This is a genomic window from Sphingobacterium sp. UBA5996 (genome assembly GCF_002429765.1).
GTDB lineage: Bacteria > Bacteroidota > Bacteroidia > Sphingobacteriales > Sphingobacteriaceae > Sphingobacterium.
This window is the reverse complement of sequence record NZ_DJAS01000022.1, coordinates 47192-65592: the sequence shown is the minus strand read 5'-3', so window position 1 is coordinate 65592 and position 18401 is coordinate 47192. Positions and strand designations below refer to the sequence as shown.

General features: G+C 46.3%; 7 protein-coding genes. 5 read left to right on the top strand and 2 right to left on the bottom strand.

Going from position 1 to position 18401, the window contains the following annotated elements; genetic code table 11:
* Positions 1 to 81: 81 nt before the first annotated feature.
* Positions 82 to 4155 carry a hybrid sensor histidine kinase/response regulator transcription factor gene (locus tag B3E00_RS16675; RefSeq protein WP_293884932.1) on the bottom strand — a complete coding sequence of 1358 codons (4074 nt, stop codon included), beginning with the start codon at positions 4153 to 4155 and terminating at the stop codon, positions 82 to 84.
* Positions 4156 to 4212: 57 nt separating this feature from the next.
* Complete coding sequence (locus B3E00_RS16670; RefSeq protein ID WP_293884933.1) at positions 4213 to 8217, bottom strand: hybrid sensor histidine kinase/response regulator transcription factor; 4005 nt, start codon at positions 8215 to 8217, stop codon at positions 4213 to 4215.
* 314 nt (positions 8218 to 8531) lie between these two features.
* Between B3E00_RS16670 and B3E00_RS16665 the strand changes: the two genes are divergently transcribed.
* From B3E00_RS16665 to B3E00_RS16645, 5 genes are all read left to right on the top strand, one after another.
* Positions 8532 to 11099 (top strand): glycosyl hydrolase 115 family protein, encoded by a 2568-nt coding sequence (locus tag B3E00_RS16665; RefSeq protein ID WP_293939363.1) that lies wholly within the window; start codon positions 8532 to 8534, stop codon positions 11097 to 11099.
* Between the two features lie 26 nt (positions 11100 to 11125).
* Positions 11126 to 11260, top strand: coding sequence for a hypothetical protein (locus B3E00_RS16660; protein ID WP_293884935.1), 135 nt, complete (start codon positions 11126 to 11128; stop codon positions 11258 to 11260).
* A complete protein-coding gene (locus tag B3E00_RS16655; protein WP_293939361.1) occupies positions 11260 to 13308 on the top strand; it encodes an alpha-glucuronidase in 2049 nt (682 codons plus the stop codon). Before B3E00_RS16660 ends, B3E00_RS16655 begins: the two co-directional genes overlap by 1 nt.
* Before the next feature lie 182 nt (positions 13309 to 13490).
* Positions 13491 to 15230 carry a glycoside hydrolase family 43 protein gene (locus B3E00_RS16650; RefSeq protein ID WP_293939359.1) on the top strand — a complete coding sequence of 580 codons (1740 nt, stop codon included), beginning with the start codon at positions 13491 to 13493 and terminating at the stop codon, positions 15228 to 15230.
* 80 nt (positions 15231 to 15310) lie between these two features.
* Complete coding sequence (locus tag B3E00_RS16645) at positions 15311 to 18394, top strand: SusC/RagA family TonB-linked outer membrane protein (RefSeq protein WP_293939358.1); 3084 nt, start codon at positions 15311 to 15313, stop codon at positions 18392 to 18394.
* Positions 18395 to 18401 lie beyond the last annotated feature (7 nt).

Below are 18401 nucleotides of genomic sequence, written 5' to 3'. Positions count from 1 at the left end.
TGCTGAAGCTGTTTCCCGGAATCATTTGTATTAACCCCGTCCAAGTCTTAATTTCTATACCAATTGTTAATTCTTGGAGCATCAATGTTTAATACCCTTTTGTAAATCGGTAGGGGTAATGCCAAATTGTTGTTTAAACGATGTGGCAAAATATCGGGAGTCACTAAATCCCACAGCATAGGATACTTCTGAGATGGAGATGCTTTTATCATTTTCTAGCATTTGATATGCATGTTTTAAGCGCACATTTTTAATAAGCTTACTGGTCGAAAGATCGAGCAGGTTTTTTATTTTTCGATTGAGTGTGGACTTCGATAGTCCTAAGATTGCTGCCAAAGGACCTATCTCCAAAGTGCTGTCAGACATATGCTCCTCAATAGCTTTAATGGTTTTCTCGAGAAACTGTTCATCCACAGTTGGATATTCCAGTTTAGATATATCAATCTTGGGTTCGGCTTTGAAAGCTTCTTGGCGGGTCCGCTTGTTAATGACAAAACTATTAATTCTGGCCTCCAACAGCTTAATTTCAAAGGGTTTTGAAATATAGCCATCAGCACCGACATTGTACGAATCTACCCGATCTTCTAAACTGATCTTCGCGGTCAAAAGAATGATGGGAATATGGTTCTTTTCAATGTCTTTCTTCAGTTTTCGGCAAAGTTCCCAACCGTCCATTTTAGGCATCATAACATCAGATACAATAATGTCAACATCTTGGTCAGATAATAAGGCTAATGCTTCCAAGCCATTTGTTGCTGTTAGAACATGATAGGTTTGCGAAAGAATGCGTTGAATTGACTCCCTGAGATCATCATTGTCCTCCACAATAAGGAGTGAAAGCGCTTTCTTTTTTAATGTTGGATTCTCGGTATTTTCAACCTCCTGATGTACGAGAGCTGGTTTGGTATGCTCGATCAAAGTCATATCCAAATGCGTGCGTTCAGATGGGGGATAACTTTCCAAATCAATGGGGACGCGCAGTGTGAAGCAGGATCCTACGCCCAATTCGCTCTTTACAGTAAGTGTTCCATGATGTAGGTGTGCCAATTCTTGCGATAAGGCCAGTCCTATACCGTTGCTACCTTTTTTTCTGGTTGCACTATTGGTATAAAACTGGACGAATATTTTACTTAGTTCTTCACTGGGTATTCCTGTCCCGTCATCCTGCACATCAATCACCAATACATTTTTCCCGAGCTCCTTTTCAAGCCGGGTAATGACTTCGATACTTCCTCCCACATCGGTATACTTAAAGGCATTTGACAAAAGGTTAAATAGGATTTTATCCAGTTTATCCGCATCAAAATATGCTCCTTCAATTGGTTGGTGGTGCGTTATGTTGAATGTGATCTTATTTTTCTCCGCAAGTGGATAAAAATAAGTAATGCACAAGTGATCAACAAATTGTGTTAGATGACCATAGGCAACCTTTAAATCCATGGTGCGACGTTCCGTTTTCCGAAAATCAAGCACCTGCTGCAAGAGTCTTCTGAGGCGGTCAAGATTGGACCGCATACGATCCAATTGAACGTATCTGTTTTTTGTTACCTGTTCTATATCATCCACTAAACAGAATAAAATGGTCAGTGGGGTAAGTATTTCGTGAGAGATATTTGTAAAATAATTAATTTTGGAATTGGTAAGTTCATCCAGCTTATCTTTTTCGATCTGCGCAATTTTAAGCTCTTGTTTTAATTTTATTTTACTGTAGAAGAAACGGCCGACCAAATAGATAATAAGCAACACCAGGATAACATACACGGCATAGGCGATATTGCTCTCATAGAAAGCAGCCCTTTTTCTAATGGATATTTTCGTAATTTCACTGGCTGAATTGTTGGAGGTATCAAGCACTTTTACCATAAATGTATACGCTCCTTTGGGGAGATTATGGTACGTAGCAAAAGGTCGGGATCCCGAAACACTCACCCAGTCTTTATCAATCCCTTCCAGCTTATAAGCAAATCTTGTTTTTTCCGGCGAACGATATTGTAATGCCGAAAAATTGATCTCTAGCTGTTCTTCGGATGGATTTAATACCAGATTGAGTTTATCGAAATCCATTTTTGATGGATCACTTAATTCAAAAATGGACTGGTTGTTGATTTTTAAGTCGGTAATGAATACCTTTAATCTCTTTTGCTTTCGTGATTCTTTTGAGGATATGCCCACAATACCATTATTTCCTGCAAAAAATAATGTATGGCGCTGATTATTCTCAGTTATTGCCAGTGGGGAAAAAATTTTTACACTGACACCATCTTTAGCAGAATACTCCTCCATAACCTGCTTTTCCGGATCAAATCGGAAAATGGAACGGGCAGTTGTTATCCATAAAAAATTGTCAAACCAGTAGAGGTTTAATACCTGAAGCTGCCGGGAAAAATAATTACGCAAAAACTGTTGAAAGATTTTTGTCTTGGGATTGTAACGCAATAATCTTCCGTCCAGAGTGGCTAACCATAAAAAATTATATTTGTCCATCGCGATCGCCTGTATGCTGGACGAATTTAATTGGGGCGTAGACGAATTGAGCACAGTGACGACCCTAGCTTTTTTGCGGTCGTAACCGAACACGCCTTGATCTTTGGTGCAAAACCAGATCATTTCATTATCCGATTCCGCAGCTGCGGATACAGCAGCTTGAATTTCTTTTACAGGCTCAAAATCGCTGGATGGGTTTTTCTTTTGCAAAATACCGTTACTGGTCAGTACCCAGATAATTCCTTTGCGATCCCGGAATAGATCATTGGGTGTACCGATTTTAGGATCATAATCGGTTAATTGAATGGTGCCCGTATTGGTGAGAGCACTGCCTGTTTTGTTGAAAACTGAAATTTTTCGGTCATATGCACCAGATAACCAGAGTTCATTCCCAAAATCTATTACCGAACTGGCATCTTTAATGGCGAAATTGTCGGACAGGTCCGGTTGCTCACTATACATGATGATTTCCTTCGTACGGAGATTTAAGGAACCCAGACCCAGTCGGTCTTGATTGAACCATAAGATATCCTCTTGGTCACCTTGGTTTAACATGGTGATTTTTGGAGCGATACGATAACGCTGTTTGATATAGGGTAGATGGTAGTTGCTGATGCCTGATAGTGTAAAGTCAATGGTACTCATTCCCTCATCGAATATTCCTAACCATATCGACCCTTTTCGATCGAGATATAAATCACTGAAAATATTGGCTGTCTGATCGAAAAAAGGTTTAATATTTATTTCCCTAATCTCACCGTTTTTCATCGTTCTGAAACAAGATATTCCCGAAAAAGATAAAGTCCAGATATCGCCGTTGAAATTATCCTGCAAGATGTTGTAAAATATTTTCTCAGGCTGTCCCGCGTCGTTCTTAAGCGGTATTTTCTGATAGGTATCAGTACGCGTGCCACCTGTATTCGGATCAAAAGTATACAGTCCATCTCCCCAGGTACAGACCCAATAGCGCCTATTCTTATCTTGATAAATTTTAAATGGATTATTCCTGATACCTATCTTGGGCAATGAAATAAAACGATTGCTGTTCTGATCTAGCCGAACGAATCCCCTTTCCCAGAGGCAAGCCCAAATTACACCGTTTCGATCTTGATAGAGCGAGCTGACTGTATTACCGGGCAGCGGAGAATATTTTGAATCCACATGATAGTGCTGCTGGACGTTAAAATTTTTATCGAGTACATAAATGCCGCTACGCGTTCCAAGCCAGATACGATGCTTGTTGTCGATGAGAATAGCATTAACATACTGTCCAAGAAGCTGCGGACAGGCGATCTTTTCGATCCGGCAAGTTGCTTTGTCGATTTTACATAAACCCTTTTCCGTACCGACAAGTAATATATGGTCCATTTCGGTCAAGGCGCGGATATTATTGCTGATCGCAGCTTCCCCGAGCAGGGCTTCAGGATTGATATTGAGCAATTGATTGCCATCATAACGGCAAAGTCCGCCTTGAGTCGCAAACCAAATGAATCCATTACTATCCTGGTAAGTCCTGTTGACTGTCAGCGATGGAAGATTTTCGTTTATTTTTAAGGGAGTAACACGGAAGTCCTGTCCCTTAATTTGGATGGGAGCGACAACTGTGAATAGGTACAAAAATAGATAGATGCGAAAATTGGTCACGTGTTTCGTTTCCTTAGTTGATAACAAAAATATGAAATCCTTTTAAGAAACGAACAAACACGACACCAGGATCACTTCCTATTTTTAATTTTCCTTAAAGCTGTGCCGCTGAATGTATTCGGTGGGGCTCAACCCATACATCTTTTTGAATAGCGTAGTGAAATGCGTCTGATTGGTAAATCCGAGCGAATAAGCTACCTGAGAGATATTCATTTTTTTCTCCAGCAGCAGCTTTTCAGCTTGCTGTAACCGGATATTACGAATAAATTCACCGGTCGAAATACCCGTCAGCGATTTCACCTTACGGTGCAGCTGTACACGGCTCAACCCTACCTTATCGGCTAGAAACTGCACATTGAACTCCGAATTCTCCAGGTATTGGTTTACCGTTTTAACAATACGTTCCATCAGCTGCTCATCGCTAGACTTAAAGCTGATGGTTTTTACCTTACCTTCCTGCTGCTGCGCGCCCGAAAACTTTCCTTTAATCTTCATGCGGTTTTTGATGAGATTGTGTACAACAACATGAAGCTCATCCACCATAAAAGGCTTTGTCAAATAGGCATCTGCGCCGCGACCAATGCCTTCCAAACGGTCTTCCTGATTGGTTTTGGCCGTCAGTAACACCACAGGAATATGGTTGGTCGTGCTATTGCCTTTGAGCTTTTTGACCAACGTATAGCCGTCCATTAATGGCATGGCAACGTCGGAAATAATCAGGTCGGGCTGCTCAGCAAGGGCGACCTGAAACCCCTCGCCACCATTTTCGGCAAGCAGCACTTTATAGGATGGTGAAAGTTCCTGATGCAGATAGTGGAGAATGTCGCGGTCGTCGTCAATGACAAGAACTTTATAGCCTGTTTTTTGATAATCGTTCTTTGGATGTAGGTTAGTTGCTGAAACTGGGCGGCTCTCGTGTTTTATCGTCAACGCATCAGTTGGTCTCACAGGAGCAAGATCTTTCTGCCGCAGATGCTTGTTGCCCATCGGAAGACGGATTACAAAAAGGCTGCCGCTGCAGTCCATTCTATTTTCGGCATGTATCTGTCCACCGTGCAGTTCAACCAGCACTTTGGTGAGATGTAGACCAATGCCCGAACCCTGCCGCTGATAAGTGCTATGCGCAGCAGACTGGTAGTACCGCTTAAAAACATGGCGAAGATCGCTTTTGGCGATGCCGCTACCCGTATCACTGACAACAAGTTCTAAGATTTCACTTCCCTTTCCCCGTTGTTGAACGGCTAAGGAAACCGCAATGTGACCACCACTCGGCGTAAATTTAAACGCGTTGGAGATCACATTATGCAGTATTTTTTCAAAGCTGTTGACGTCTATCCAAATTGGAATATCGTCGGCATCGCTGTGTACGGATAGCTGGATCTGATGACTAAGGGCCTGATCCTCAAAAATGCCGATCATCTGCTTGACATAATCTACCGCATTGATTTCGCAAAATTTGAGATTCATGTGCCCGCTTTCCAGCTTTCGGATATCAAGCAACTGATTGACTAGACTAAGGATGCGCTGTGCATTGCGATTCATGTTCTGCAGCGTGGATCGGGTTTGCGGATCTGCTGCATTTTTCATGAGCTTATCGATTGGACTCATAACTAGCGTCAGCGGCGATCGGATCTCGTGCGATACATCCGTAAAAAGCTGTAACCGGAAAGCATGCAGACGCTCGAGCCGACGCTCATGCAGATACTTACTGATTAGGAATAGAATACCGGTCGCAAGTAGGATATAAATGCAGTAAGCCATTCCACTTAAATACCAGGGCGGCTGGATATGCAGCGTTACCATTAAGCTTGGTGAATAGATGCCAAATTTACAGGCGCGTATTTCCAATTCATGCTCCCCGGAAGAAAGGTTGTTGTACGTGATCAGGTTCACTCCCGGAAGCGTCGCATTCCAGCTCTTGTTGATGCCTTTAATGCGGTATTCATAATGTACATTTTCTGGACTGTTAAAATCCATTGTGGACAATTCAAAAGTGAAACTGTCGTCGTTGCTATGGAAGTAAAATTCGTTTGCAGCGATCAAGTCATCCTTATAGATTACGCTTCCGCTGGGTGCCATGCCAGGCTTAATGGGCTGGTTCTTGACATACAGATTGGTAATGAGTACCGGATGTGGATAGGTCTGCAGCTGTATCTTTTCAGGAAAAAATGAAGTAATCCCCTGCCGTCCGCCGTAATATATTTTTCCTTGGGTATCCTGAAAGTGAACGCTGCGGTTGTAGGACCGATCGACCAGGCCGTCTCCGGTATAGTAATTGACAATTTTGCCTGAACCGGGATTCAGACAGTTGATACCCTTGAATGTGCTGCACCAAATATTTCCTTTCTTGTCACCGCCTAAGCCAGTGATCACATTGCTGGATAGTCCGTTATTAGTGGTGTAAATGCTGACCGACCCTGATTTCTTATCGATCTGATATAGGCCGTTGTAGGTGCCGGCCCAGATGTGACCTAAATGATCGTCCAATAGGGAGATGGTGATCTGTTCGGATAATCGATGGCCTGTATACTGTTGAGAGAAGCTCTTTGTAGTGGGATCAAAACAGCTCACGCCCTTATGATGCCCAAGCCAGATAAGACCATCATCGGCGCATAAAACGGTAGCAATCCAATCATTGGCTAAGGCGCCCTTTGTCGAATTGCTGGTATTCATACTATAACTTTGAGCAATTTTCGTATCGAGATCGTATTCCACAAAGCCCGATCCAAATGTAGCAATATAAAGCGTATTGTTTTTGCCCAAGGCGAAAGATTTGACCTGTCTGGATGGGCAGATATCCCTGAGGGTGGATTGTCCTGTTATTGGATCAATTTGTCCAAGGCCTTTCTCATATGAACTGAACCAGATCGTACCGTCCGAAGCCGCTTCCAGTTTATTGATATCCGCTATGGTATTTATTTGTTGATGTGAAATGCCTTGACGGTCAGTTTTAAAAACGCCTTCTCGCTCCACGGCATACCAAATATTACCTTGGCGGTCACGCGTGATGGCACTGATGATGTTTTGATCTGTTTTTTCCCGGCCTGAAATACGCCAAAATTCAAACTGTTTGCTTTGCACGGGGATAAAAACCAGGCCCCGTTGAAACCAGCCAAGCCAAAGATTATTTTCGCGGTCCTGCAGCAGCGCACGTATCCGTGCATGTCGGTAGTCATTGTCCAAATTAGGCAGTTCAGCTTGTGCAGCAACCAGTGGCTTTTTTTCCAGATCCAGATACCATAGCCCATCACCCTCGGTACTGATCAGCAGATGGTTTTTCTGGCCTTTTGATAATTGGATCTCCGTTACGGTAGACTGCAGTTTCGACTTGTATTCAACGGCTTCGAATGTATTGTTTTGCGGATCATAGCGGCTAATCTTTGAGGGCGACGCGAATAGGAGCTTGCCGTCATGTTGCTGCACGATGTCATAATTGCCGCCCTTCGGCATCGGAAGCAGATCCGAAACGATTTGCCTTGCCCGCTTCTGGTCGGCAGAAACCTGCGAGACCCCTACACGGTCAATAGCTACCCAAATCCTGTTCATCCGGTCTTCAAATAGACTGCGGGCAAACATGCCGCCAACCAGCGTATTGAGTCGCGGTAGCGATAGCGCCTCTCTACGGCTAACCTGAATGTCGAAGATACCCCAGCCTGATGTGGCTACCCAAATGTGACCATCTTTTTTATGGATGATATCTGTAATGTGCGGTGCAATCTGATCAGGAAAATGGATGCGCACAAATTGGTCGCTATTTTCATCGTAATACTGCAGTCCATTATTGCAGCCCACCCAGAGCCTTTTGTCGCGGTCAAGATAAAGGATGATGACATTATTGCTCGATATGGACGTGCTATCCTGCACATCGTGGAGATATTGTACAAAACGGGTGCCGTCAAACTTGTTGAGCCCATACTCGGTACCTGTCCAGATATAGCCGTGTTTGTCCTGACTGATACTGTTGGTCAGATTGGATGAAAGTTCGCCAAAGCCATAGTCCCTATTGTCATAGATGCGCGTAGCCTGTCCATGGGCATACCCTATAAAAGCAAATAGTAGTAAGACTGTCGAAAAAAGATCCCTCCGCATTGGTATGATTGGTTTATGCTTTTGAAGATACATATTATTGCGCAACCCTAAAAAGAAAAAAAAGCTTATGGCCCAATAAACCCTGTTTTACACGCCGATGTAACAAATTGAAATAAATATGAAACGTCAATGCAAGGCGTTGCAACAATGGCCAAAGGGAATGTAACAGTTACAAATGCGGCGACTCATTAAGAGTACTACTTTTAGGTTGCTGAAAAATGATCATCATGCAACATCCCTTGCTGTGCTAGTACTTAGCATTGGGAGTGGGTTACTGTATGTGCTGAATTCAGGAAAGGAAAAAACCAATTATAATGGAAATCATCATGTTTACTCATCACCGCTATTGGCGAGTGTTTTTGGTCGCTGTGCTGATCTACTGCTGTGGAGGCAATGCCCATGCTGTGTTGTCTACTACCAAAGATACGGTGGCACGGGATTTTATAGCCCGCGAGTCCGGTCCCGGTTTCCTGGCTTTAGTCAATAATGGGGTGCGTATACCTATGCTTGTCGATCCGCAAGATCACAAGGGTGTATTGCGGGCTTTCGAAAATCTAAAAAAAGATTTTATACAGGTTACGGGGCATGGGCCCGACCAGCAAAAAAACGGGCGCTCCAACATCATTATAGGTACCTATGGCAACTCGAGCCTGATTGACAGTCTCATGCATAAAGGTCTTTTGGACAGCAGTGCGCTTGCCGGAAAGCGGGAAAAGTTTATAATGACGGTGGTCAATAAGCCCTTATGGGGCATTGATTCAGCGCTGGTTATCGCCGGCAGCGACAAACGTGGTACAATCTACGGCATTTATGAGCTGTCGGCCCAAATTGGTGTTTCACCCTGGTATTACTGGGCAGATGTGCCAATCCGCAGAGCAACCGCATTGTACGCCAAGCCAGGTCTCTACACGCAGGGGGAACCAAAGGTGAACTACCGCGGTATTTTCCTGAATGATGAAGCACCGGCATTAAGTGGTTGGTCCAAGGCGACGTTCGGTGGATTTAATGCAGATTTTTATGAAAAGGTATTCGAACTGCTATTACGGCTGAAAGCCAATTACCTCTGGCCTGCAATGTGGGGGAGTGCTTTTTATGATGATGATCCAAAAAATGGACCACTGGCGGATGAAATGGGTATTATCATGGGTACGTCGCACCACGAGCCGATGGCTAGGGCGCAGGCGGAATGGAAACGCTACGGCAATGGTGGAGCCTGGGACTATGCTAAAAATAAAGTCGGATTGCAGAAGTTTTGGCGTAGTGGTATAGAACGTGCACGAAACTGGGAGTCTATCCTGACCATTGCCATGCGCGGTGACGGCGATGAACCCATGAGTGAAAAGCAAAATGTCAGTCTGCTGGAGCAGATCGTTCGCGATCAGCGACGCTTGATTGCGGAAGCCACAGGGCGACCGGCAGCAGAGACACCACAGCTGTGGGCTTTATACAAAGAAGTACAGGACTATTATGATAAAGGCATGCGGGTGCCGGACGATGTAACGCTACTGCTTTGTGATGACAATTGGGGCAACGTACGCAAGCTGCCCGATTCGAATGCCACGCCACGAAAGGGCGGTTATGGCATGTATTACCATTTTGATTATGTGGGTGCCCCCCGCAATACGAAATGGATCAATGTGTCCCAGATACAGCGGATATGGGAGCAGATGAACCTCACCTATAGACATGGCGTAGACAGAATCTGGATCGTTAATGTCGGCGACCTTAAGCCCATGGAATTCCCCATTTCATTTTTTCTGGATATGGCCTGGAATCCCGACAGGTTTAACGCCAATAACCTGATGGACTACACCCGCGAATGGTGTAGGCAGCAGTTTGGCGAAGCGTATGCCACGGAAGCGGCCAGCATGATCAACCGCTATACCAAATATAACCATCGGGTTACCCCCGAACTGCTGAACGAACGCACGTTTAGCCTCACACATTATAACGAATTTGACAGTGTTGTCAACGATTACAACAGGTTGGCCATGGAAGCCTCGCGACTTCATTACTTGCTGCCAGATTCCCTAAAGGATGCCTTCGATCAGCTTGTGGCTTTTCCAATCAACGCCTGCGCGAACCTGTATGAGATGTACCATGCTAAAGCGATGAACGACTACTATTACGCGAGAAACGATCGCAGGGCAAATGACTGGGCCGATAAGGTAAAGGCTTGCTTTCTGCGCGATTCACTTTTTACCCATCATTACAACCATTCCATTGCCAAAGGGAAATGGATCCACATGATGGATCAGGTGCGCATCGGCTACAGCAGCTGGAATGAACCGCCTAAGGCTATTATGCCTGCTGTTCACTATTTGGCGGATACTGCAGTTCACCGTTCGCCGAAGGTATTTAGCGAGACCGATGGCTATATAGCAATGGAGGCCGCAAGCTATGCTGTAGCAAGCAGTGCACCGGGGGTAAAATGGGTGGAGATTCCAGACCTGGGAAAGACCGTGTCGGCCATGACAACACAACCTGTTACAGCTAGCCTCGGAAATAACACCGCCCTAGAATACAAGATTCGCGTAAAAGAAAAGCGAGAAGCAAAGATCATAGCACTATTGTCGCCCACGCTCAATTTCAATGGAAACCGTGGGCTGCGCTATGCGATTTCCATTGACGGCGGTCCCGAAAAACTGGTCAATTTTAATGGACATTACAAGGGCGAACTCGGACAGTGGCAGGCACGCCGTATCATCGAAAGTGTGTCGGTACACAGCTTGCTGCCGGGAGAACATACCCTTCGAATCCGCTTCTTGGATCAGGGAATCGTGTTGCAGCGCATACTCATCGATTTTGGGGGGCTGAAACCCTCTTATCTCGGTCCGCGGCAGAGCGCAACCGCGCCGTTGATCGACACGGATAGTAAATAAATATTAATAAAAAAATAATTGTAGTCATGGAAAACAACGCACATTACTTACTACCTAACTTCAGGCGTAATCTGGATGGATCAAGAGGTGGACGTAACGTACAAATAATTGAAATTGCATACCCGAGTACGGTTGGTATGCTAGCGGTGGAGGGAAGCTGATGGGACAGGTGATCCGATATGGGGTCTGCCTATTGTTAGCCGTGTTGTGCTATCTGGTAGGTCAGGCAGAAGATGGCAGCCAACTGTGGTTGCGCTACACCAAGGTCGCCGATAGAGAAGCTGCACTGCGCAAAATTCACTGCTCACTCCGTGATCCTGTGGCCAATACCGCAGTCCAGGAGTTACAGCACTACTGGCGCAGAGGTGATGTAGCGCTCGTGCTGGATAAAAAATGGCCAGAATACCAGCCTGACGGATATCGTATCCGGTCGGTAGCGGGTAAGACGATTATTCGTGCAGGCAGCAGTACCGGCCTGCTCTACGGAGCTTATCACTTACTGCGGTTACAGCAGATCGGGAGTGAGCTTACACAGCTAGATATCGTTGAAACGCCGAGTTACCACTTACGCATGCTCAACCATTGGGATAATCTGGACGGTACAGTTGAACGGGGCTATGCCGGATACTCGCTTTGGAAGTGGGACGAATTACCTGCATTGAAGTCGCCTCGCTACGTCGAATATGCGCGTGCAAATGCCTCGATTGGTATCAATGCGGTTGTGCTCAATAACGTCAATGCGTCGCCCCTGATCCTGCGCGAAGACTATATAGAGAAGGTAAAGGCGTTGGCGGATAGCTTCCGTCCTTACGGTATCCGTGTGTTTCTGTCCATTAATTTTTCGGCGCCGGCGATTCTGGGCAATCTGCAGGATTCGGATCCGCTGAATCCCGCTGTGGCACGTTGGTGGAAAGACAAGGCAGATGCGATTTATAGCATCATACCTGATTTTGGTGGCTTTCTAGTGAAGGCCAATTCAGAGGGACAGCCTGGACCACAGGATTATGGCCGGACGCATGCCGATGGCGCTAATATGCTGGCCACTGCGCTGAAACCACACAAGGGGTTGGTTTTGTGGCGTGCTTTTGTGTATAATCCCTCGGCCGAGGATCGCGCCAAACAGGCTTATCAAGAGTTTGTGCCACTAGACGGCAAGTTTGACGACAATGTGATCCTACAAATCAAAAATGGGCCCATCGATTTCCAGCCGCGTGAACCGTTTAATCCATTGTTTGGAGCGATGCCCAAGACAAGCCAGATGGTCGAATTTCAGATCACTCAGGAGTACCTCGGGTTTTCTAATCACCTGGTATACCTCGCTCCGCTGTTTAAGGAGACGCTCGATGCCGAAACCTATACACGAAAGGAAGCGAGTACGGTGGCGGGTCTAACGCAAAAAGGGCCGAATCCACGGCTATCGGCGATTGCGGGTGTTGCCAACATCGGCGAGGACCGCAATTGGTGTGGTCACCACTTTGCCCAAGCCAACTGGTACGCCTTTGGAAGGTTAGCTTGGAACAGCGACTTATCCAGCGATAGCGTGGCGCGGGAGTGGCTCGCTTCAACCTTTTCGCCAGATCCGACCCTCATAGCTCGACTGTCGAAGGTGATGCTGGAATCGCGTGAGGCAGCAGTCAACTACATGATGCCGCTGGGCCTGCACCATATATTCGCTTTCGAACACCACTATGGTCCCGAACCCTGGGGCGATATTCCCGGTGGAAGACCCGATTGGATGCCTTGGTATTACCATAATGCAGATTCGCTGGGGATCGGATTTGACCGGACAGCATCGGGCAGCAATGCCGTTGCACAGTACCATAGCCCACTCCAGGAGCAGTTTGCAGCGGTGAGCAGCTGCCCTGAAAAATATTTGCTCTGGTTTCACCATGTACCCTGGGGCTACAGCATGAAAAATGGTCGCTCCTTATGGGATAACCTGTGCTATGCCTATCAGGAGGGGGTGAATCAGGTACGGTATGTTCAGCGTGTATGGGATGGTCTTGAACACAAGGTGGATGCGGAACGCTTTGAGGACGTGCAGGCAAAATTAAAAATCCAGGCAAAGGATGCCGTATGGTGGCGCGATGCCTGCCTGTTGTATTTTCAGACTTACTCCAGAATGCCCATTCCGCCTACCCTGGAGCAACCGGTGCATAAGCTGGACGAATTGAAAAAAATTAAACTAAATCTTAAACACCATAATTAGCTCCGCTAGATTAAATTATTAACCCTATTCATAGAAATAAAACCGTCAGAAAACCAGTATTGGCCCTTGGCGAACGGAAGAACGTAACAAATTGAAATGCTTTTGTTACATATTTTAATTGTTGTAAATACACTTAAAAGTATGTTTGTAATCAGATAAACCAAATTATAAATAAACCAATCATGTTAAAGCGGAAAGGGAAAATCATGCTGGGCATGTCCGTCGTTATATTGGCGACATTAACGGCATTCAGTACAAAAGAGTATAAAAGAAAACCGCAGAAAGATCGTCTTTCTGGACCTGTATTTTCGGATTTTGTCTACAAAGGTGAAGACGCAGTTTATAAGGAAAACCCGTTAAAGCCGGGACAGTTTTATTCGCCTATTCTTCAGGGGTGTTATCCCGATCCGAGTATTACGCGTAAAGGCGATGATTACTATCTGGTGAATTCCTCCTTTTCGATGTTCCCCGGTGTTCCGATCTTCCACTCGGTTGATCTGGTCAACTGGAAACAGCTGGGGCATGTTCTCGACCGCGAATCGCAGCTAAAAGTGGGGACATCAGGAATTAGCGAGGGAATATATGCCCCGGATATCGTGTACAATCGGCACAACGACACATTCTACATGATTACGACCCAAATTGCATCGGGCATCGGAAATATGGTCGTCAAAACCAAAGACCCCAAAGCTGGAAACTGGTCCGATCCAATCAAGCTGGATTTTGATGGCATTGATCCGGCACTATTCTTTGATGATGATGGCAAAGCCTATGTGGTGCACAACGATGCGCCAGATAAAGGTAAGCTGCGCTATGAGGGGCATCGTGTCATCAAACTCTGGGAATACGACACAGAGAAGGATCAGGTCATTAAAGGGAGTGAACTCATATTGGTGGATGGCGGCGTGCATCCTGCGGACAATCCCATCTGGATCGAAGGCCCACATATTTACAAAAAAGCAGGAAAGTATTACCTGATGTGTGCAGAAGGTGGGACGGGTAGCGATCACAGCGAAGTCATCTTTTCGAGCGAACAGGTTGCAGGGCCTTATACCCCGGCACCCAAAAATCCGATACTCTCACAGCGACATCTCGATAAAACTAGGCTCAATCCGGTGGAATGGGCGGGCCACGCCGACTTAGTTGAAGGTCCGGGTGGATCGTGGTATGGTATATTTCTTGGCGTCAGACCCAATGAAGTCAACCGGGTCAACACGGGACGGGAAACATTTATCCTCCCCGTAGATTGGTCCGGCGAATGGCCTATCTTTCAAGGCGGCATGGAGCCACTTAAACCTAGTGTTCCAATGCCTGCCGGTGTGGAAAACAAAGGGAATGCTCCCGGTTATTTTCCCAATGGGAATTTTACGTTCGCCGACCCGTTGACTGCAGCGAAGCTCGACCACCGTTGGGTTGCTCTGCGCGGAGCCCGCGAAAAATTTGTACAGCAGTCCGATAAAGGGACAATCCTAAAGCCATATGCTATCGATATCAGTGAGCAAAAGCCATTATCCGCCCTCTTTTACAGACAACAGCATAAAAACTTTGAGAGCACAGTATCGCTAAACTATGTGCCATCTGCGCCCTCGGATCTCGCAGGCATCACCTGTCTGCAGAGTGAAAAATACCATTATGTGCTGGGCCTGACAAAACTGGGCAAAGAAAACTATATCGTGCTGGCGAGAAATGAGAACGGTAGCACCAAGATCCTCGCGAAGGAGAAGATCAATCAAAAAGGGGCTGTGCAACTAAAGGTCAAGGCGATTGGCGATGCCTATCAATTTGCCTATGCCCTGGCACCCGGCCAGTTTAAGCATATCGGCAATACGGTATCGGGCGATATCCTGTCGACAGACGTCGCTGGCGGTTTTACAGGTGCGCTGATTGGTCTGTACAGTACCTCAGCCAATAAAATCAGGTAGCTGCATTGACCTAAAAAAGAAGTATTAAAATAACGATTATAAACAGAAGTGAAAACAAAATTTTCTTAAATCCCTAAATTATGAGAATGACGAGATTTATTATTTCTGTGCAACGAAAAAGAGCATTACAGTGTATTCTGCCCTTGCTCTTTTTGCTGGCAGCCCTGCAGTTGGCTTTTGCACAAGATAAATTGGTAAAGGGCCTGGTTTCGGATCCGAAGAGACAGCCCATTGAAGGGGTGACCGTATCTGTTAAGGGCGGCACCAAAAGTTCCATCACCGACAGAAGTGGTGCATTCGCCATCGAGGCGAGCAGTGGTTCCACACTGGTTTTTACCAATGTAGGTTACAAAACGACCGAAGTCAAAGTACCTGGCAGCGGAATGGTGCAGGTGACCCTGCAGGCTGATGATATTGCCATGGAGGAGGTAGTGGTCATCGGTTATGGTACCCAGCGTAAAGAGGCCGTCACTGGATCAGTGGCTTCGGTAAGTGGCGCCACCATGAACGAAGTGCCTGCCGCCAATATTAGCCGTGCCTTACAGGGACGTATTGCCGGAGTCAATATGCAGCAGAACTCGTCAAAACCGGGATCGCCAATGCAGATCCGCATCCGGGGTACACGCTCGCTGACTGCCGATAACAACCCACTTATCGTACTCGATGGAATTCCATTTGCTGGCTCCATTTCCGACATTAATCCGGCAGACATCAAAAGTGTCGATGTGCTGAAAGATGCTTCGGCAACAGCCATCTACGGTTCGCGTGGTGCAAATGGTGTCATCCTGGTAACAACTAATAAAGGTCGTATGGGACAGGCGGCACAATTGGCCTATAACGGTTTTACGGGACTGCGCTCCGTGTTTTCCAAATATCCGATGATGTCTGGTCCGGAATTTGCCGAAATGCGCCGCTATGTGGGACAATTTCAGAATACCCTCGATGAGTCGGACGATACCAATACCGATTGGCAAGATCTCTTTTACAAAAATGGAATGGTCAATAGCCACGATATCAGTGTCAACGGCGGAGCAGAAAAGGGCAACTACAATTTCGGAGCGGGTTACTTTCGCGACGAAGGCGTGGTACCCTTGCAGAACTATACCCGATACAATTTACGTGCAGCGTTGGACCAGCAGGTAGGTAAAATATTTAAATTTGGGTTTAACCTCAACCAGAGCTATAGTATCACCAACGGCAATAATCTGGGGCTTTTTGGTGTGCTCAGCGCGACACCGATTGCTAATCCTTTTAATGCGGACGGCAGCTTGAAGCCGCGAATCCAACAGCAGATTTCTGGACAACAATGGGTACATACCCGCCAGTCCTATGAAGCACTGGGGGATAGTTACATCAACCAGCATCGTGTGTTTGGTTCGTACAATAATATGTACGGTGAAATCCAGATTCCTGGCGTAGAAGGACTGACTTACCGCACCAATCTTGGACTTAATTTCCGCCAGAACAATGACGGAAGTTACACAGGGCAGGGAGTCTTTAGCGGTACGCCCGATAATGTGTCCACTGCTTCGGTCGCAAACGGCAGAACCGTACAGTGGGTCATGGAAAACCTCCTGACCTACGACCGCACCTTTGCGCAAAAACATAATCTAAACCTTGTGGCATTGTATTCGGCCGAACAGAATACAGGCAACAGTACGCTCATATCGGCACGCGATATTCCAATCGATGCCTTCCAGTTCTATAACCTTGGCCGTGCTCAGGGGGAGATTATCGTAGATCCCAATCAGCAGGGCTATGCCAAAAGTAGCCTGATGTCTTTAATGGGCCGCGCCATGTATACTTTCGACAACCGCTATATGCTAACGATGACCATGCGCCGCGACGGTTCTTCGCGCTTGGCGCCGGGGCACAAATGGCATACTTATCCAGCGATTTCAGCAGGTTGGAACGTTCACAACGAAAAGTTTATGTCGTCAGTATCCTGGGTAAATCAGCTTAAGCTGCGACTAGGCTATGGCGAGACCTCCAACCAGGCTGTCGATCCGTACAAAACGCTTGGGCTCCTGAGCACAAGACCGTATAATTTTGATACGCAATTCCTGACGGGTTATTACATGTCTGAATTACCTAACCCGATCTTGGGATGGGAGTTTTCCAAAACCTATAACTATGGTTTGGATTTCGGACTTTTCAAGAACAGGCTGAGCGGTACTTTCGAGTACTATGTTCAGAATACAGACAATATTCTGTTGCGTGTGGGGCTGCCACCGACCAACGGGGGAGGAAGTTATATGGCCAACATCGGAAAAACACAGAACAAAGGCTTTGAGCTTTCCCTCAATGGCGCGGTGATCGACAACGAAAGTGGCTGGAAATGGGATGTGGGGGTCAACCTGTATGCCAATCGCAATAAACTCGTTGAACTGACCTCTGGAAGTCAGCGTGATGAAGGCAACCAGTGGTTTGTAGGCCATCCAATAGACGTCATCTTTGACTATAAAAAGATTGGACTATGGCAACAGGATGATCCATACAGGGATATTCTTGAGCCAGGCGGCAATGTAGGGATGATCAAAGTGGAATATACCGGTGAGTACGACGAGAAGGGGGCACCAACACGTGCCATTGGTGCAGCAGACCGTCAGATCATTAATATTCAACCCAATTTTCTGGGAGGCTTCAACACGCGTCTGGCTTATAAAAATGTCGACCTGAATGTGGTGGGAACTTTCCAGAACGGCGGTACACTAATCAGTTCGCTCTATGGTAGCACCGGTTATCTAAACCAGCTGAATACCCGCTCAGGCAACAATGTGAGTGTAGAGTACTGGCGTGAAGACCGTACGGATGCCAAATATCCTAAGCCAGGAGGCATACAAAGTGGTGACAATCCCAAATATGGCAGTACCCTGGGCTATTTTGATGCCTCTTATGTAAAGGTGCGCACAATCAGCATGGGCTACAATTTTAAACAGAAATGGGTAGAACGCATGGGGATCGGCCGTCTGCGCGTATATGCGACGGTGGAAAACCCATTTGTTCTCTTCTCGCCCTACAATAAGGAGTCGGGCGGCGATCCAGAACCCAATTCTTATGGAGACGAAAATGTGGCCGTGGGTGGCCTGAGAAGAATCCTTGTGGTGGGGACCAATACGCCAGCAATGAGAAGTTATATTTTGGGATTAAATCTTTCATTTTAAAACATTC